Origin of the sequence: Actinomadura harenae, assembly GCF_003696215.1 — a bacterium.
Lineage (GTDB): Bacteria > Actinomycetota > Actinomycetes > Streptosporangiales > Streptosporangiaceae > Spirillospora > Spirillospora harenae.
In genome coordinates this window covers 42,066-60,016 of record NZ_RFFG01000030.1, presented here as the reverse complement: position 1 = coordinate 60,016, position 17,951 = coordinate 42,066, and the positions used below count along the sequence as shown (strand labels likewise).

11 protein-coding genes are annotated in these 17,951 nt (G+C 73.6%); 5 read left to right on the top strand and 6 right to left on the bottom strand.

Annotated features, from left to right (window positions below; translation table 11 throughout):
- The first annotated feature begins 19 nt into the window (after positions 1 to 19).
- From EBO15_RS18495 to EBO15_RS18475, 5 genes are read left to right on the top strand one after another with little or no spacing between them, the layout of a single operon-like run.
- Positions 20 to 6,262 carry a type I polyketide synthase gene (locus tag EBO15_RS18495; protein ID WP_122195650.1) on the top strand — a complete coding sequence of 2,081 codons (6,243 nt, stop codon included), beginning with the start codon at positions 20 to 22 and terminating at the stop codon, positions 6,260 to 6,262.
- A gap of 28 nt (positions 6,263 to 6,290) precedes the next feature.
- Positions 6,291 to 7,025 carry a sugar phosphate nucleotidyltransferase gene (locus EBO15_RS18490; RefSeq protein WP_122195649.1) on the top strand — a complete coding sequence of 245 codons (735 nt, stop codon included), beginning with the start codon at positions 6,291 to 6,293 and terminating at the stop codon, positions 7,023 to 7,025.
- A complete protein-coding gene (locus EBO15_RS18485) occupies positions 7,012 to 8,421 on the top strand; it encodes a protoporphyrinogen/coproporphyrinogen oxidase (protein WP_122195648.1) in 1,410 nt (469 codons plus the stop codon). Before EBO15_RS18490 ends, EBO15_RS18485 begins: the two co-directional genes overlap by 14 nt.
- A gap of 28 nt (positions 8,422 to 8,449) precedes the next feature.
- Positions 8,450 to 9,709, top strand: coding sequence for an activator-dependent family glycosyltransferase (locus EBO15_RS18480; RefSeq protein WP_122195647.1), 1,260 nt, complete (start codon positions 8,450 to 8,452; stop codon positions 9,707 to 9,709).
- Positions 9,710 to 9,745: 36 nt separating this feature from the next.
- Positions 9,746 to 10,501, top strand: coding sequence for a TylF/MycF family methyltransferase (locus EBO15_RS18475; RefSeq protein ID WP_122195646.1), 756 nt, complete (start codon positions 9,746 to 9,748; stop codon positions 10,499 to 10,501).
- A gap of 90 nt (positions 10,502 to 10,591) precedes the next feature.
- Here EBO15_RS18475 and EBO15_RS18470 read toward each other — a convergent pair whose 3' ends face one another.
- From EBO15_RS18470 to rfbA, 6 genes are all read right to left on the bottom strand, one after another.
- Complete coding sequence (locus EBO15_RS18470; protein WP_122195645.1) at positions 10,592 to 13,399, bottom strand: ATP-binding protein; 2,808 nt, start codon at positions 13,397 to 13,399, stop codon at positions 10,592 to 10,594.
- Between the two features lie 142 nt (positions 13,400 to 13,541).
- Positions 13,542 to 14,147 (bottom strand): dTDP-4-dehydrorhamnose 3,5-epimerase, encoded by a 606-nt coding sequence (gene rfbC, locus EBO15_RS18465; RefSeq protein WP_199744639.1) that lies wholly within the window; start codon positions 14,145 to 14,147, stop codon positions 13,542 to 13,544.
- A gap of 175 nt (positions 14,148 to 14,322) precedes the next feature.
- A complete protein-coding gene (locus EBO15_RS18460) occupies positions 14,323 to 15,087 on the bottom strand; it encodes an ABC transporter permease (RefSeq protein ID WP_122195643.1) in 765 nt (254 codons plus the stop codon).
- Complete coding sequence (locus EBO15_RS18455) at positions 15,084 to 16,013, bottom strand: ABC transporter ATP-binding protein (RefSeq protein ID WP_122195642.1); 930 nt, start codon at positions 16,011 to 16,013, stop codon at positions 15,084 to 15,086. Before EBO15_RS18455 ends, EBO15_RS18460 begins: the two co-directional genes overlap by 4 nt.
- Complete coding sequence (gene rfbB / locus EBO15_RS18450) at positions 15,997 to 17,064, bottom strand: dTDP-glucose 4,6-dehydratase (protein ID WP_122195641.1); 1,068 nt, start codon at positions 17,062 to 17,064, stop codon at positions 15,997 to 15,999. Before rfbB ends, EBO15_RS18455 begins: the two co-directional genes overlap by 17 nt.
- Positions 17,061 to 17,933, bottom strand: a complete 873-nt coding sequence (gene rfbA, locus EBO15_RS18445; RefSeq protein ID WP_122195640.1) for a glucose-1-phosphate thymidylyltransferase RfbA — start codon at positions 17,931 to 17,933, stop codon at positions 17,061 to 17,063. The genes rfbB and rfbA overlap by 4 nt, the downstream gene beginning before the upstream one ends.
- Between the last annotated feature and the right edge of the window lie 18 nt (positions 17,934 to 17,951).

The window sequence follows — 17,951 nt, the reverse complement described above, 5'->3', positions numbered from 1 at the left end:
ACACGAACGGAGAGCGCCGGTGAACGAGGCGAAGCTGCGCGAGTACCTGAAGCGCGTCACCACCGACCTGCACCGCAGCCGCCTGCGGGTGCGCGAGCTGGAGGAACGGGACCGCGAGCCCATCGCCGTCGTCGCGATGAGCTGCCGCTACCCCGGCGGCGTCCGGACCCCCGAGGACCTCTGGGACCTGGTCGCCGACGGCGTCGACGCCGTCGGCCCCTTCCCGGACGACCGGGGCTGGAACGTCGACGAGCTGTACGACCCGGACCCCGGAAAGCCGGGGACGTCCTACGCGCGGGAGGGCGGCTTCCTCTACGACGCGGGCCGCTTCGACGCCGAGCTGTTCGGGATGTCCCCGCGCGAGGCCCTCGCGGTCGACCCCCAGCAGCGGCTCCTGCTGGAACTGGCCTGGGAGGCGTTCGAACGCGCCGGGATCCCGCCCGTCTCGCTGCGCGGCAGCCGCACGGGCGTCTTCACCGGGATCATGTACAACGACTACGGGTCCCGCGTCCGGCAGGCCCCGCCGGAGCTCGAAGGGTACGTCGGCAACGGCAGCGCCCCGAGCATCGCGTCCGGACGCGTCGCCTACACCTTCGGCCTCGAAGGGCCCGCGGTCACGCTGGACACCGCGTGCTCGTCGTCGCTGGTCGCGCTGCACTGGGCCTGCCGGGCGCTGCGCGCGGGGGAGTGCACGCTCGCGCTGGCCGGGGGCGTCACCGTCATGTCGACGCCCGTGACGTTCATCGGGTTCAGCCGCCAGGGCGGCCTGGCCCCGGACGGCCGCTGCAAGCCGTTCTCCGCCGGCGCCGACGGGACGGGATGGGGCGAGGGCGCCGGGCTCCTCCTCCTGGAACGCCTCTCGGACGCGCGCCGGAACGGCCACCCCGTCCTGGCGCTGGTGCGCGGATCGGCGGTCAACCAGGACGGCGCGAGCAGCGGCCTGACCGCGCCGAACGGGCCGTCCCAGCAGCGCGTCATCCGGCAGGCCCTGGCAGAGGCCAGCCTCGCCGCGGACGAGGTGGACGCCGTCGAGGCGCACGGGACCGGGACCGCGCTGGGCGACCCCATCGAGGCGCAGGCGCTCCTCGCCACCTACGGCAGGGGACGCCCCGAAGACCGTCCGCTCTGGCTCGGGGCGCTGAAGTCCAACATCGCCCACACGCAGGCGGCGGCGGGCGTCGGCGGCGTCATCAAGATGGTCCTGGCCATGCGGAACGGCACGCTTCCCCGCACCCTGCACGTCTCCGCCCCATCGACGCACGTCGACTGGACGGCCGGTGCGGTGCGGCTGCTCACCGAGCCGGTCGCCTGGCCCGAACCGGAGCCCGACCCCGACCCCGAGTCGGGCACGGGCCGTCCGCGCCGCGCGGGCGTCTCGGCGTTCGGCGTGAGCGGCACCAACGCGCACGTCATCCTCGAACAGGCACCGGAACCCGCGGAAACCGAGACGGACCCCTCCCCGAGGACACCGGAGACCGACCTGCCGGCCCCGGCGCCACGGCCGTGGACGCTGTCGGCGCGCGGCGAGGACGCGCTCCGGGGCCAAGCGCTCCGGCTCCTCGACCACGTCACCGGCGACCCCGGCCTCGACCCGGACGACGTGGCCCACTCCCTGGCGACCACGCGGTCGGCGCTCGGCCACCGCGCCGTCGTCCTCGGCCCCGGCCACGCCGAGCAGCTCAAGGCCCTCGCCGTGGGGGAGAGCACCGAGGGGCTCGTCCAGGGCACGGTCCGTCCAGGGGAGACCGCGTTCCTGTTCAGCGGCCAGGGCGCGCAGCGCGCGCGGATGGGCCGCGAGCTCGCCGTCGCCTTCCCCGCCTTCGCGGCCGCCTGGGACGAGGCCGCCGCCCACCTGGACCCGCTGCTCGACCGGCCCCTCCGGGACGCCGTCGACGACCCCTCCGGCCCGCTCGACCAGACCGCGTACACGCAGCCCGCGCTGTTCGCCTTCGAGGTCGCGCTGTACCGGCTCGTCGAGTCCTGGGGGCTCCGGCCGGATCACCTCGTCGGCCACTCGGTCGGCGAACTCACCGCCGCGCACGTCTCCGGCGTCCTGACGCTTCCGGACGCGTGCCGCCTCGTCGCGGCGCGCGCGGCGCTCATGCAGGCGCTGCCCCCGGGCGGCGCGATGGTCGCGGTCGAGGCGTCCGAGGACGAGGTCGCGGCGCTGCTCACCGACGGCGTCGGCATCGCCGCCGTGAACGGGCCCGCCGCGACGGTGCTGTCCGGCGACGAGGACGCCGTCACCGCCATCGCCGAACGGCTTGAGGCGACGGGTCGGCGCGTCCGGCGGCTGCGGGTCAGCCACGCCTTCCACTCGCCGCGCATGGACCCGATGCTGGACGCGTTCCGGCGCGCCGCCGAGACCGTCTCCTACAGCGCCCCCGACCTGCCGGTGATCTCCAACGTGACCGGTGCGCCCGCGACCGGCGACGACCTGCGCACCCCGGACTACTGGGTCCGGCACGTCCGCGCCGCCGTGCGGTTCGGCGACGGCATCGCCAACCTGGCCCGCGACGGCGTGACCCGCTACCTGGAGATCGGCCCGTCCGCCGCGCTGTCGCCCCTGGTCGAGGGCTGCGTGCCGGACCGTCCGGGCGGTGTCGTGGCCGTGCCCGCGCTCCGCCGCGACCGCCCCGAGGTCCGCTCCCTCCTCACCGCCCTGGCGACCCTGCACGTGACCGGCGCGGACGTCGACTGGGACGCGCCGTTCGCGGGCCGGCCCGCGCGGCGGGTGCCGCTCCCGACCTACGCCTTCCAGCGCCGCCGCTACTGGCTGGACGCCGGAACGGACACCCGCGCCGTCGAGCGGGCCGGCGTGCGCCCGCTCGACCATCCGCTGCTCGGCGCCGAACTCGCGACCGCCGAGGACGACGGCCTGCTCCTGACGGGCCGGATGTCCACGGCGACCCACCCCTGGCTGGCCGGGCACGCCGTCGGCGACGCGGTGCTGCTGCCCGGGACCGCGTTCGTGGAACTGGCCGTCCACGCCGGGGACCGCGTGGGCGGCGGCGAGATCGAAGAACTGACCGTCGAGTCGCCGCTCGTCCTGCCCGCGCGCGGCGCGGTCCGGATCCAGGTCGCGCTGGCCGCCCCCGACGCATCCGGACGCCGCGCCCTCACGATCCACTCCCACGACGAGGACGCCCCGGACGACGTCCCCTGGACCCGCCACGCCACCGGCTCCCTGCTCCCCGGCGACGACCTCCCCGAGGCGGACCCGGCGGCCGCCGTCCCGGCCGCGTGGCCGCCCGCCGACGCCGAGCCGGTCGACCTCGACGGCTTCTACGAGCGCCTCGCCGACCACGGGTTCGGCTACGGCGAGGCGTTCCAGGGACTGCACGCCGCGTGGCGCAACGGCGCCGAGGTGTTCGCCGAGGCGCGGCTGCCCGAGGGACACGACACCGAGGCCGGACGGTTCGGGCTGCACCCCGCGCTCCTCGACGCCGTCCTGCACGCCGCCGGGCTGGGCGAGGGCGGCCCCGGCGGACGGGTCCTGCCGTTCTCCTGGTCCGGCGTCCGGCTCCGCGCGGGCGGCGCGTCCGCCGTGCGGGCCCGGCTCCGACCGGCGGGGGACGACACCGTGGCCATCACGCTGGCCGACCCGTCCGGGCGTCCGGTCGCCGAGATCGACGCGCTCGTCCTGCGCCCGGCGGACGCGGCGACGGCCGGGCCCGCCCGGCACGACGCCCTGTACCGCCCGGAATGGACACCGCTGACCGTCGACGCGGCCCGCCCCGCTCCCCGGCGCTGGGCCGTCGTCGACGCCGCGCCCCGCGCCGTCACCACCGCGCTCGACGCCGCCGGGATCCACCTCGAGAACTACGTGGACCTCCCCGCCCTCCGCGCGGCCGTCGCATCCGGCACCGCCGCGCCCGACATCGTGTGCGTCGTCTTCGATCAGGACGAGGCGGACGCCGAACGCGCCTGCGCGGCGGCCCGCCGGGCCCTGCTGAGCGCGCGGGAATGGCTGGCCGACGACCGCCTCGCGTCCTCCCGCCTGCTCTTCCTGACCCACGGCGCGACGGCCGTCCACCCCACCGACGCGCCCGACGTGGCGCAGGCGGCGGTCTGGGGCCTCATCCGCTCCGCCCAGTCCGAGAACCCAGGCCGCTTCGCCCTGGCCGACATCGACACGGCGGACGCGTCGTACCGGACGCTGGTGGCGGCCCTGGATCTGGACGAGCCGCAGCTCGCCGTGCGCGAAGGCGTCGCCCACGCGTTCCGGCTCCGCCGCGCCGCGCCCTCGTCCTCGCCCGCCGACCGTCCCGAGCGCGCGTTCGGCGACGGGACGGTCCTGATCTCCGGAGCCACCGGCGCGCTCGGCGCGCTGACCGCGCGCCACCTGGTCACCGCGCACGGCGTGCGCGACCTGCTCCTCGTGAGCCGTCGCGGCCCGGCCGCGGACGGCATGCGCGAACTGGTCGCGGAGCTGGCCGGGCTCGGCGCGAAGGCGACCGTCGTGGCCTGCGACGTCGCCGACCCCGACGCCCTGGCCGAGGTCCTCGCCGCCGTCCCGGCCGACCGGCCGCTCACCGGCGTCGTCCACGCGGCGGCGGCGCTCGACGACGGCGTCCTCGGCTCGCTCACCCCCGAACGGCTCGACCGGGTGCTGCGGCCCAAGCTCGTCGGCGCGCTCAACCTCCACGACCAGACCCAGGACGCCGACCTGACCGCCTTCGTCCTCTACTCCTCGCTCGCCGGGACGCTCGGCGCGCCCGGACAGGCGAACTACGCGGCCGCCAACGCCGCCCTCGACGCGCTCGCCCGGCACCGCGCCGCGCGGTCGCTGCCCGCCGCCTCCCTCGCCTGGGGCCTGTGGGCCGAACCGGGCGGGCTCACCGCCGGGCTCGACGGCGCCGACCTGGACCGCATGGCCCGGAACGGCGTCGAGCCGCTGTCCGCCGAACAGGGCCTCGGCCTGCTCGACACCGCGCTCGCGTCCGGCGAACCCGTGCTGGTCCCCGCCCGGCTCGTGCCGTCCGCGATGCGGGCCTCGGACGGGACGGTCCCGGCGGCGCTGCGCAGCCTCGTCCGGACACCGCCCCGGCGCCGCGCCGCCACCGGCGACGCCCCGGCGGACCCCTCGGCCGGGTTCAGGGCCAAACTCGCGGACGCTCCGGCCGAGGAACGCGAACGCCTGCTGCTCGACCTCGTGCGCACGCGCGTCGCCGCCGTCCTCGGGCACGCCGCGCCCGACCGGGTCGAGGACGAGCGGGAGTTCCCCGAGATGGGCTTCGACTCGCTCACCGCCGTCGAACTGCGCAACGCGCTCGGCGAGGACCTCGGCGTCCGGCTGCCCGCCACCCTCGTCTTCGACCACCCGACCGCGCTCGCCCTCGCCCGGCACCTGGCCGCCCTCACGGACGCACCCGCCCCGGCCGGCGGGACGACCCCGGCCGCGAACGCCCCGGACGCGTCCGACACCCTCGCCGGGATCTTCCGGCGGGCCTGCGAGACCGGCCGGCCGCAGGAGGGCTTCGAACTGCTGATCGCGGCGGCGCGCGTCCGCCCCATGTTCGACGACCCCGACGCCGCCGACCGGCCCGCCGCGCTCGTCCGCCTCTCCAACGCCCCGGACGGCGGTGGAGGCGCCCGCCTCTACTGCTTCGCCTCGTGCATGGCCCTGGCGGGCGTCCACCAGTACGCGCGCTTCGCGGCGGGATTCCGCGACGCCCGCGCCGTGTCCGCACTGGCCGTCCCCGGGTTCGCCGCGGGCGAGAGCCTCGCGGGCACCGTGGACGCGCTCGTCGACGCCCAGGTCCGGCAGGTCCTGGACGACGCGGACGGCGCGCCGTTCGCCGTGCTCGGCTCCTCGGCGGGCGGCTGGCTCGCGCACGCCGCCGCGCAGCACCTGGAGGCGGCGGGCCGCCCGGCCGCCGCCGTGGTCCTGCTGGACACCTACCTGCCCGGCAGCGGGTTCGTGGCGAACTTCGGGTTCTCCCTGATCCACGGGATGCTCGAACGCGACGGGATGTTCGTCGACATGAACAGCGACCGGATGTCGGCCATGGGCTGGTACCTCGGACTGTTCGGCGAATGGCGGCCCGAACGCGTCGCCGCGCCCACCCTTCTCGTCCAGGCCTCCGAAGCGCTCTCCAGCACCGCGTCCGGCACGGCCGGGAAACCGGACGACTGGGCGGCGACCTGGGAATTCGAGCACAGCGCGGTGCGCGTCCCGGGAAACCATTTCTCGATGATGGAGGACCACGCGGCGACGACCGCCGCGGCAGTACAGGAATGGCTGCAAGAGCAGATCTGATCGTACCCGCGTCGGAAAAAGGTGACCTATGTCGGTAACGGGTGTCGTACTGGCCGGAGGCCGGGGAACACGCCTGGCCCCGCTCACCGACCGGACCAGCAAACAGCTGCTCCCGGTCGGCGGGAGAGCGCTCATCGAAAGGGTGATCGGCAAACTCGTCCAGGCGGGCGTCGAGGACGTCCTGCTGGTGATCGACGAACGGCACGCCTCGCAGTTCATGGGCCTGCTGGAGGACGGAGGCGGCACCGACCTGCGGAGTCTCGCCTACGTGTGGCAGCCCGCACGGGGCAGCGGGCTGCCGTCGGCGATCCGCCAGGTCCGCCACCACCTGACCGGCGACAAGTTCCTGGTCGCCTGCGGCGACGTCCTTTTCGAAGACGGAATCAAGGAGGCGGTCGACGCCTTCCGCGTCCAGGAGTCCGGGGCGCGGATCATCACCGTGAGAACCCCCGACACCGCGGGATACAGCCCGCTTCGCATCGCGGGCGACCGCGTCCTCGGAATCGGGGACAAGGATCGCGAGCTCCATACCGAAGGCCATATCGACCTCGGTTACTACCTGTACCACTCGGAGGTCTTCGACCTGATCGACGGGCTCGGCCCGTCCGATCGCGGAGAGACCGAGATCTGGGACCTCAACCGCATCTATGTGAGTCGTCGTGACATGCGCTGCTCGATCATTTCGGGCTGGTGGGCGGACGTGGGAGAGAGCATTGAGACGTACAGAAGCGTCGACGGCAGGTACGCCGATGCCGGCGTCTAGGCGGAACGGCCGGGACACCAGCGGCGATGACACGGGCGGCGGGGACGCCGTCGAGTTCCTGATCCTGGGCTCCGGGATGGCGGGCCTCGGAGCGGGTGTGGCCGCGCGCCGGCACGGCCGCGACAGCCTGATCCTGGAGGCCGGCGACGAGCCCGGCGGACTGTGCCGCAGCGTGGAGGTGCTCGGCTGCGAGTTCGACTACGGACCCAAGATCGTCATCGAGCAGGACGCCGAGAACTGCAAGGACCTGCTGGGCTTCCTGGAGGACAACCACGAGGCCTACCCGATGGCCGAGTCGGCCTACCTGTCCGAGTACGGCCTCGTCGGGTTCCCGCTGCAACGCCACCTGGTGGACCTGCCGGAGGCCGAACGCGACCGGATCATCGCCGACCTCGAGGCGCAGCGCGCCACGCCCCGCCGCGTGGAGAGCTACGCGGACTGGCTGGTCAACGGCTACGGCCGGTACTTCTGCGAGAAGGTCCTCTTCCCCTACGAGGAGAAGAAGTGGCAGATCCCGCTCGCCGACATGGACTACCAGTGGGCCCTGTCCCGCCCGGTCCGCGTCGACATGGACGAGGTGTACGCGGGCGCCCGCACGAAGCTGCCCCCCAACCGGACCTACTACTACCCGCGTGAGGGCTCGATCTCGACGCTCACCCGGCGGCTCGTCGAGCACAGCGGGCCGATCGAGGTCGGCCGCGAGGTCACCGAGGTCGACCCCGTCGGCAAGTACGTCGTCGCGGGCGGACGCCGCTACCACTACGAGCACCTGATCTCCTCCATCCCGCTGGACCGGATGGTCCGGATCACCGCCGGCATGGAGGACGCCGCCGACCCCCGGGGCCTGCTCGACTGGCTCGGCATCCGCGTGTTCAACCTGGTGTTCGACGGCGACCGGGACCTCGACGGCACCGCGATCTACTTCCCCGAGCGCGAGTTCGTCTTCCGGCGCGTCTCGGTCGTCGGCAACCTGTGCCCGGCCCTCGACCGCCCCGGCCGCACCCCGATCTCCGTCGAGATCTCCCTCGACCCGTCCGGGGGAGCCCCGCCCGCGGACGAGCAGCTCGACCGCGTCCTGCGCGACCTGCGGAAGGTCCCGCAGTTCGCCGCGCTCGGCGACCTCCTCGGCCACCGCGTCCTGGAGATCGAGCACGCCTACCCGATGCAGCGCAACCACATGCGCGCGCACGTCGACGACCTGCACGCCCGGTTCGCGCGCTTCGGCATCCGCGCCTGCGGGAGGGGAGGGCGGTTCGACTACTGCAACAGCGACGTCGCGTTCGAGCAGGGCAAACGCGCCGTCCACGACGCCCTCGCCCAAGCACGGGCCCACGCCCAAGCCCCCGACCCTGCCCCCGCCTTCGACCCCGCCACACCCTCTGCCCGGAACCAGTGACCCGGCCGGCACCAGCGAAAGGAAGACCGTGCGAGTACTTTTCGCGACCATCTCCGAGAAATCCCATGTGTACGCGCTGACACCCGTCGCGTGGGCGCTGTCCACGGCGGGCCACGAGGTCGCCGTCGCCAGCAACCCGTCCATGGTGGACACCATCCAGGGCACCGGGCTGACGGCCGTGTCGGTCGGCACCGACCACCAGATGCACGAGATGCTCACCCAGAGCCGCGCCTCGGTGCAGAACGACGTCGCCGACTGGACCGTCACCGACCCCGAGAAGCTCACCTGGGAACAGGTGCTGTTCAAGTACCGGGCGGCCGTGCCGTTCGCGTTCGCCGTCTACAACGAGTCGATGCTGGACGACCTGGTCGCCTTCGCCCGCTCGTGGCGTCCCGACCTGATCATCTGGGACCCGCTCACCTACGCGGGCGCGATCGCGGCCCGCGCGTCCGGCGCCGCGCACGCCCGGATCCTGTCGTCGGTGGACCAGTACTCCCTGATGCGCGACGCGTTCTTCGTCCTCCAGGAGCGCCAGCCGCCCGAGCGCCGCGAGGACCCGCTCGGCGAGTGGCTGACCAAGCTCCTCGGCCGGTACGGCTGCGCGTTCGACGAGGAGATCACCACCGGCCAGTGGAGCATCGACTACCTGCCCGACAGCCTCCAGGCCCCGCTGAACGTGCGGCGCGTCCCGGTGCGCTACACCCCGTACAACGGGCCGTCGCGGTTCCCGGACTGGGTGCTCGAGCCGCCGGCCCGCCCGCGCGTCTGCCTCACCCTCGGCCTGTCCTACTCCGAGGTGTTCGGCGGCGACTTCCTCTCCGTCCCCGACCTGCTGGACGCCGTCGCCGGGCTGGACGTCGAGGTGGTGACCACGCTGACCGCCGCGCAGGCCGACGAGCTGACCACGGTGCCGGACAACGTGCGGGTGGTGCGGTTCGTCCCGCTGCACGCGCTGCTGCCGACCTGCTCGGCGGTCGTCCACCACGGCGGCTTCGGCACGTACGCCACCGCCTACGTCAACGCCGTCCCGCAGCTGGTGGTGCACGCCCGGCAGGGCGACGCGCCGCTGAAGGCCCAGGCCATCGCGGACGCCGGCGCCGGCCTGCACATCCCCGCCGCCGAACTCACCGCGGACCGGCTGCGCGGCGACCTGTCCCGGCTGCTGGACGACCCGTCCTTCCGCGAGGGCGCCGAGCGGCTGCGCAAGGAGGTGCAGGCCACCGCGTCCCCGAACGGCCTGGTCACGACCCTGGAGTCGCTCACCGTCGACCACCGCCGTCCGGCCTGACCGTCCCGCGCTTCCCTGACCGTCCCTGGAGGACCCATGCCCGACCGGCAGAGCGAGCTGTACCTGAACCTGCTCAAGAAGACCCTGACCAACATCGTCTACGAGGACGCGCCCAACCGGACCCGCTTCGTCAAGAAGCCCTACTTCGACCTCGAACAGCGGATGAACGGCGAGGACTGGCCGGTCACCGCGCACACCATGATCGGGATGCGGCGCCTGGACAACATCCAGGAGTGCGTGGAGACCGTGCTCGCCGACGGCGTCCCCGGCGACCTCATCGAGACCGGCGTGTGGCGCGGCGGCGCGTGCATCTTCATGCGCGGCGTCCTGGCCGCCCACGGGGTGACCGACCGCCTGGTGTGGGTCGCCGACTCGTTCGAGGGGATGCCGCACACCGACGACGACGGCAACGTCACGGACAAGTGGCTCAAGCTGGACGACGACAACGACATCCTCGCGGTGTCGCAGGAGACCGTCCAGGAGAACTTCGCCCGCTACGACCTGCTGGACGACCAGGTCCGCTTCATCAAGGGCTGGTTCTGCGACTCGCTGCCGAACGCGCCGGTCGAGCGCCTCGCGGTGCTCCGGCTCGACGGCGACCTGTACGACTCGACGATGGACTCGCTGGTGAACCTGTACCCGAAGGTCGCGCCCGGCGGGTTCGTCATCATCGACGACTTCGTCATCCCCTCCTGCCGCCAGGCGGTGGAGGAGTTCCGGGCCAAGAACGACGTCACCGAGCCGATCCGCGAGATCGACAACGAGAGCGTGTACTGGCGGCTCGACTCCTGACCCCCGGCCCGCCGCCCCGGCCCCCGGGACCGGGGCGGCTGGGACCGGGGCGGCGGGCCATCGCGGGGACGCGCGTGCGAGAGACGCCGGTCAGACGGTGGAGGGGATCTCCGTGCGGTGCCGGACGGCCAGCTTCCGGTAGACGCGGGTCAGGTGCTGCTCGACGGTGCTGACCGAGATGTACAGCCGCTCGCCGATCTGACGGTTCGTGTAGCCCTGCGAGGCCAGCCGGGCCACCCGGCGCTCGGCCTCGGACAGCTCGCCCGTCCGGTCACCCGCGCCCGCCCCGCCCGCTCCGCCCGCCATGACGCCGCGCCTGCGCTCCTTCGCGGTCCCGACGGACTCGTGCGGACGCTGGTACACGGCGTGGTCGAACCGCGCCGACAGGGCCCCCGCCCCGCACGCGTTCGCCAGCTCCCACGCCCGCTGGAGGATCACCCGCGACCGGGACGGGTCGCCGAGCTTGTAGTAGGTCTCGCCCAGCCCGGCCATGGCCTTGACCAGCTCGATCCGCTCGCCGGCCGACTCCAGGACGTCCACCGCCTCGCGCAGCTCGCCGAGCCGGACGCCCGGCTTGCTCATCGCCGCGCTCAGCCGCAGCACCGCCCCCCGCGCCAGGCCGGGACCGGGCGCGAGCCGCGCCCGCTGCTCCTCGACCAGCTCACGCGCCCGCTTCTCGGCCCCGGCGGCCAGGCACGCCTCCGCCGCGCTGGTCCGCCAGGGCAGCACCCGCGGCGTGTCCATGCCCCACCGGGCGAGCAGCTCCCCGCAGCGCAGGAAGTCCTCGACGGCCGCGTTGGGACGTCCGGTCAGCAGGTAGTGGTGGCCGCGCGCATGCAGGTACTCCAGGCCGAACGGGGTCTGGAACACCAGGTCGTCCAGCTCCCGGCCCAGCCACTCGGCGGCCTCCTCGGGCCGTCCCATCAGGCTGGACGCCATCACCACGACCGCGATCTGCCCGCCGACGCCGACCCCGAGGGCCCCGGGGACGGACGTCGTGAGCGCCGACAGCGCCAGCTGCCGCGCGCGCGGCAGGTCGCCCTGCCGCAGCGAGATGCGGGCGCGCGCGCCGACCAGGTAGCAGTACCACGCGGGCTGCTCGGCCGCCGTCACCTGCTCGAACAGCTCGTCGCACCACCGGGCCGCCTCGGCGAGCCGGCCGGAGTAGGTGAGCGCGAGCAGCGCCTGCGTGATCGGCTCGAACGTCGACTGGTCGATCCGCTGGTCCCGGAGCCGCTCGGTCGCGCCCATCACCGCGGCCGGATCGCCCCCGCGCACCGCCTCCTCCAGCGCCCGCGCCGCGCGCGGCCGGGACCCGCCGGGGTCCGCGTGCCCGTCCCCGCCCCCGTCGCCGCCCCGGAGCTCGGCGAACCGCTCGGCGAACGTGGGGAACGCGACCGACAGCCACGCGCGGCAGTGCAGCAGCTCGTCCGCGTCGTCCGAGGCGAGCAGCGTGGTGGCGGCGGCGACGGCCGCGTCCAGGCGGCCGAACCACAGCGCCGCCTTGACGATCTCGGCCGCCCGGCGGCCGCCGAGCGTCCCGTCCGCCACGGCCTCGGTGAGCCGGTCGATGTGGCGCCGCAGCACGGTGATCCGGGCCGGCCCGCTCATCCGGATCATGGTGAGCGTCAGCTCGACCTCGCGGCGGGCGTCGCCGCACAGGTCGAGCGCCGCGTCCATGTGCGCCAGGGCCGCGTCCCGCCGTCCCTCGCGGAACGCCTGCGCGGCGGCGGCCTCGAACATCGACACGGTCCAGCTGTCCCGCCCGGCGAACTCCACCGGCAGGTGCCGGACGACCGTCCCCGCGTCCGCGCCCGACTCGTCCAGCAGCCGGGCGGCCCGCCGGTGCAGGCTCGCGCGCTCCTCCGCCGCCAGGTTCGACAGCACCGCCGCGTGCGCCTCCGGATGCCGGAACTCGTGCCCCTCGACCAGCCCGGCGGAGGTCAGCGCCTCGAGGGCGCGGCCCGCCGACCCGGCCGGGACCGTCTCCAGCATCCGGTCGAGCAGTTCGGGCGTGGTCGAGGGTCCGAGCGTCGCCAGCACCCGCGCGGCGGTCCGGATGGCCGCGCCCGAGCGGTCCAGGCAGCGCAGCACGGCGAGCCGGAACATCGGACCCGCGGTGACGCTCTCCAGGCTCTCCCGCTCCGGCCGCCAGGTCAGCCGCACCCCCGAGTCCGCCAGGATCGTCCGGACGAGCAGCGGGTTGCCGCCGCTCACCTGGTGCACCTCGGAGGCCACCCGGCGCACCGACCGCTCGTCGAGGTAGCGGCCGATCATCTTCGTGACCCCGCCCTCCGACAGCGGGCCGATCCGCACCCGGTGGTAGCGGGATTCGCGCAGCAGCTCGACGGGCGGGATCGGCCGGTCCCCGCTGGGCGGGAACCGCTCGGTGAGCACGAGCATGACGCGCGGCACGCGGGGCTCCCACATGAGGCGGCGCAGCCACTCGAACGACAGGGCGTCGCTGTGCTGGACGTCGTCCACGCCGATGATCAGCGGCGCGTCCCGGGTGATCTCCGCCAGTTCGCGGCCGAGCCGCCGCTGGATCCGGGCGGCGGCGTAGCCGGTGGGGTCCTCGGCCACGTCGTCGAGGGCGGCCAGGAAGTCCGGGCTCTCCAGCAGCCCGGCGATCCGGTCGCCGTGGCCCGGCACCGACACCGCGGTGGCGAACAGCTGGTCGACGATGCCGAACGGCACCGCGCTCTGCTCCGGCGCCGCGGTCGCGCGCAGGAAATGCGCGCCCGATCCGACCGCGGATTCGGTGAACGCGTGCAGCAGTTCGGTGCGCCCACTTCCCACCGCCCCGCTAATCAATACCGCGCTGCCCCGGCCTCGCGCGCAGTCGTCGAGAAGGCCCGCGAGGAGGGCCATCTCCTGCTCGCGCTCGATCAAAGTCATGGGGTTCGGTCACCTCCGCCACGCACTCGCGCGGACTGATCATCGCATGTTGACGTTACGTGGTGCGATCATCACTTTCAAGGTCGGCAACAAGGATTTCACAAACGGTTTCCGAAGCTGTCGAAATGGCGGGCGGGGCCCATTAACCCGCCGGGCGGCGCGGCCCGGCGGCGGCCGCCGGATGCGCCGGGAGCAGTCCCGACCGGCGGGCCTCGGTCAGGGTCGGCGCGCTCAGGTCCCTGGACGACAGGCAAGGGTCCAGGTCCGCCGGCCACTCGATCGACAGCTGCGGGTCGTACGGGTAGACGGTGTGCTCGCGGTCCGGGTCGTACTCGCTGGAACACAGGTAGGTGACCGCCGAGTCGTCCTGGAGCGCCATGAAGCCGTGCCCGAGCCCCTCGGCCAGGTACACGCACCGGCGGGACGAGTCGTCCAGCACGACCGACCGCCACTGCCCGAACGTGGGCGATCCGCAGCGCAGATCCACCACCACGTCGAACACCGCGCCGGTCAGGCAGGTCACGAATTTCGCCTGCCCGGGCGGGACGTCCGCGAAATGAATTCCGCGCAGCGCGCCGGCCTTCGACACCGAGCAGTTGACCTGCGCGGTGCGAAACGCGGAGCCGACCACGTCGCGGACCGTCGTCGACTTGAACAGCTCGAAGAATATCCCGCGCTCGTCGCCGTGCTTGCGCGGCGTGAAGACGAAGGCGCCGTCGATGCCTATTTCCTCTACGTACACATCCATGCGTGCCCCTGAAGGTGCGGCTGCGGAGAAATTAGCTGCGGAAAGGACCGGTGACCTGCGCCGCGGGAGTCGAAAGGGCGGGCCCGCCGCCCCGCGCCCGGCGGAACCGGCGGAACCGGCGGTACGGCGCGACCGGCACCGCGACCGGCACCGTGAGCGCGGCCCGCGCGGCCGGTCACGCGTCCCGCCGGCGCAGTGTCAGGTACCCGGCCAGCACCAGCGCCGCCGTCCAGCCGCACAGGATCGCCAGGCCCGCCCACGGGCCGAACGGCCAGCCGCTCGTCCGGACGTGCGTGACCAGCCCGCCCGCCTGGTCGGGCAGGAACCGCGCGGCGGTCCTGATCCGGGGGACGGTGGTCAGGATCGGCGACACCAGGAAGAAGAACGGCATCAGCACGCCCAGCGAGAGCATCGGGCTGCGCAGCACCGCCGACAGCCCCATCGCGAGCAGCGTGATCAGCGTCATGTACAGCCCGGCGCCGACGACCGCGCGTGCCACGCCGGGATCGCCGAGCGACGCGCCCCGGGCGCCGAAGATCGACTGCGCGATGCCGAAGGTGGTGAACGCGGTCGCCATCGACGTCACCAGCACCAGCGCCGTCGCGACCGTCAGCTTGGCGGCGAGGAACGCGCCCCGGCGCGGCACGGCCATCAGCGAGTACCGGACGGTCCTGGTCGTGTACTCCGAGCACACCACCAGGACGGCGAAGACGACCAGCACCAGCTGGCCGAGCTGCACCCCGATGAACCCCAGGTTGGTCGGGTCGAAGTCGGCCTTCTGCTTCGCCGACAGCGAGTCGAACTGGTTGTTGTAGACGGCCGCGATGACGGTGCTGGTCAGGACGGTGACCACGAACGCCGTGATGAGCGTCCACACCGTGGAGCGCACCGAGCGGATCTTCGTCCACTCGGCGAGCAGCAGGGCCCGCGCCGACCTCACTTCGCCGCCCCCTCGTGCGCGGTCCCCTCGGCGGAGTACTCCACCGAGTCCTCGGTCATCCGGATGAACGCCTCCTCGAGCGAGGCGTGCCGCGGGCTGAGCTCGTGCAGCGTCACCCCGCCCTCCGCGAGGACGTCGCCGACCCGCTCGGTGTCGCCGCCCTCGACCTCGAACGTCCCGTCGTCGTCGCGGCGCGCGGTGATCCCGGCCCCGGCCAGCGCGTCGAGCAGCTGCTCGGGCTGCGGGCTGCGGATCCGGATCCAGCTGCGGGCGTTGGCGTCGATGAACTCCGCCATCGAGGTGTCGGCGAGGAGCCTGCCGCGCCCGATCACGACCAGGTGGTCGGCGGTGATGGCCATCTCGCTCATCAGGTGGCTCGACACGAAGATCGTCCGGCCCTCCTCGGCGAGGTTCCGCATCAGCGTCCGGATCCAGCGCACGCCCTCGGGGTCCAGGCCGTTGACGGGTTCGTCCAGCAGGAGGATGGGCGGGTCGCCGAGCAGCGCGGCGGCGATCCCGAGCCGCTGGCTCATGCCGAGCGAGAACCCGCGGGTGCGGCGGCCGGCGACCTCGGCGATGCCGACCTTCTCCAGGACCTCCTCGACCCGCTTGGCCGGGATCCGGTTGCTCTGCGCGAGCCATCGCAGGTGGTCGCGGGCGGACCGTCCGCCGTGCGTGCCCTGCGCGTCGAGCATCGCGCCGACCCGGCGCAGCGGCTCGCCGATCCGGTCGTAGCGGGACCCGTCGATGACGACCTGGCCGCCCGTCGGCCGGTCCAGCCCGACGATCATGCGCATGGTCGTCGACTTCCCGGCCCCGTTCGGGCCGAGGAACCCGGTCACCAGGCCGGGCCGGATCCGGAACGACAGCCGGTCGACCGCCAGCGTCGAGCCGTACCGCTTGGTCAGGTCAGTCAGCGTGATCACGGTCACCTCCGGCGGACGCGTTGACGGGGACGGGCGCCTCGGTGGGGAGCGCCGGGTCGCGGAGGGGCTCCCACCAGTCGCGGCGGCCCGCGTACCAGGCGACGGTCGCGGCGAGCCCCTCGCCGAACGGCACCCGGGGCGTGAAGCCGAGCTCGCCCGCGATCTTCGTCGCGTCCACGGCGTAGCGCCGGTCGTGCCCCTTGCGGTCGGCGACCGGCATGACCATGGACGCGTCCGCGCCGACGGCCTCCAGCAGCAGCCGGGTCAGCTCCAGGTTCGACAGCGGCGTGCCGGGGCCGACGTTGTAGACCTCCCCGGGACGCCCGCGCTCGGCGACCAGCGCGACGGCGCGGCAGTGGTCGTCCACGTGCAGCCACTCCCGGACGTTCAGGCCGTCGCCGTAGAGCGGCACCGGACGGCCGTCCAGCAGGTTGCTGACGAACAGCGGGATGATCTTCTCCGGGAACTGGTGCGGCCCGTAGTTGTTGGGGCAGCGGGTGACGCACACGGGCAGACCGTGGGTGCGGTGGTAGGCCCGCACCAGCAGGTCCGACGACGCCTTGGACGCCGCGTACGGGGAGTTCGGCTCGAGCGGGGCGTCCTCGGCCCAGGAGCCCTCGTTGATCGACCCGTACACCTCGTCCGTCGAGACGTGCGTGAAGCGGCGGACGCCCGCGCGCAGCGCCGCGCTGAGCAGCACCTGCGTGCCGAGGACGTTGGTGCGGGTGAACGCGTCCGACCCGGCGATGGACCGGTCGACGTGCGACTCGGCGGCGAAGTGGACCACCAGGTCGACGCCGGTCATGACGTCCTCGACCAGCCGCGCGTCGCAGATGTCGCCGTGCACGAACCGCATGCGGTCGTCGCCCGCGACCGGGGCGAGGTTCTCCAGCCGCCCGGCGTAGGTCAGCTTGTCCAGGACGACGAGCTCGGCGGGGGTGATCCCGGGGTACTCGCCGCGCAGCGCGGACCGGACGAAGTGCGAGCCGATGAACCCGGCGCCGCCGGTGACCAGCACCCGGGGGCGGACGGGCAGGACGTCCCGGTTCATGAGGCCCCCACCGCGACGTCCATGACGTACCGCCCGTAGTTGCTCTTCGCGAGGGACAGGCCCAGCTCGTAGCAGGCCGCGGAGTCGATGAAGCCCATCCGCAGCGCGATCTCCTCGACGCAGGCGATCCGCACGCCCTGGCGGTGCTCGAGGATCTGCACGTACTGCCCGGCCTCGACGAGCGAGTCGTGCGTGCCCATGTCGAGCCAGGCGAAGCCGCGGCCGAGGTCGACCAGCCGGGCGGTGCCGCGCCGCACGTACTCCTGGTTGACGTCGGTGATCTCCAGCTCGCCGCGCGCGGACGGCTCCAGCCCGCGGGCGATCTCGACGACGTCGTTGTCGTACAGGTAGAGGCCGGTGATGGCGAGGTTCGAGCGTGGTTTCTCCGGTTTCTCGACGACGGAGAGCAGCCGTCCGGCCTCGTCGGTCTCGCCGATCCCGTACCGTTCCGGATCCCGCACTGGGTAGCCGAACAGGACGCATCCGGTGAGGTCGCGGGCGTGGCGTTGCAGCTCCGTGGAGAGCCCGGGGCCGTGGAAGATGTTGTCGCCGAGGACGAGCGCCACCGAGTCGTCGCCGATGTGCCGGGCCCCGATGCGGAACGCCTCGGCGAGCCCGTTCGGGACGGGCTGCTCGGCGTAGTCGAGGCTCAGGCCGAGCCGCGCGCCGTCCCCGAGGAGCCGCCGGAACAGCGGCAGGTCGGCGGGAGTGGAGATGACCAGGATGTCGCGGATGCCCGCGAGCATCAGCACCGACAGCGGGTAGTACACCATCGGCTTGTCGTAGACGGGGAGCAGCTGTTTCGACACGGCGACCGTCGCCGGGTGCAGCCGGGTGCCACTGCCCCCGGCCAGGATGATCCCTTTCATGAACTCACCACCTGGATT

What these genes read in the sequence shown, in the direction of transcription:
- EBO15_RS18490 (WP_122195649.1), top strand. Translation starts at nt 6,291, where the DNA reads ATGTCGGTAACGGGTGTCGTACTGGCCGGAGGCCGGGGAACACGCCTG.
- EBO15_RS18485 (WP_122195648.1), top strand. Translation starts at nt 7,012, where the DNA reads ATGCCGGCGTCTAGGCGGAACGGCCGGGACACCAGCGGCGATGACACG.
- EBO15_RS18475 (WP_122195646.1), top strand. Translation starts at nt 9,746, where the DNA reads ATGCCCGACCGGCAGAGCGAGCTGTACCTGAACCTGCTCAAGAAGACC.
- EBO15_RS18470 (WP_122195645.1), bottom strand. Translation starts at nt 13,399, where the DNA reads ATGACTTTGATCGAGCGCGAGCAGGAGATGGCCCTCCTCGCGGGCCTT.
- rfbC (WP_199744639.1), bottom strand. Translation starts at nt 14,147, where the DNA reads ATGGATGTGTACGTAGAGGAAATAGGCATCGACGGCGCCTTCGTCTTC.
- rfbB (WP_122195641.1), bottom strand. Translation starts at nt 17,064, where the DNA reads ATGAACCGGGACGTCCTGCCCGTCCGCCCCCGGGTGCTGGTCACCGGC.
- rfbA (WP_122195640.1), bottom strand. Translation starts at nt 17,933, where the DNA reads ATGAAAGGGATCATCCTGGCCGGGGGCAGTGGCACCCGGCTGCACCCG.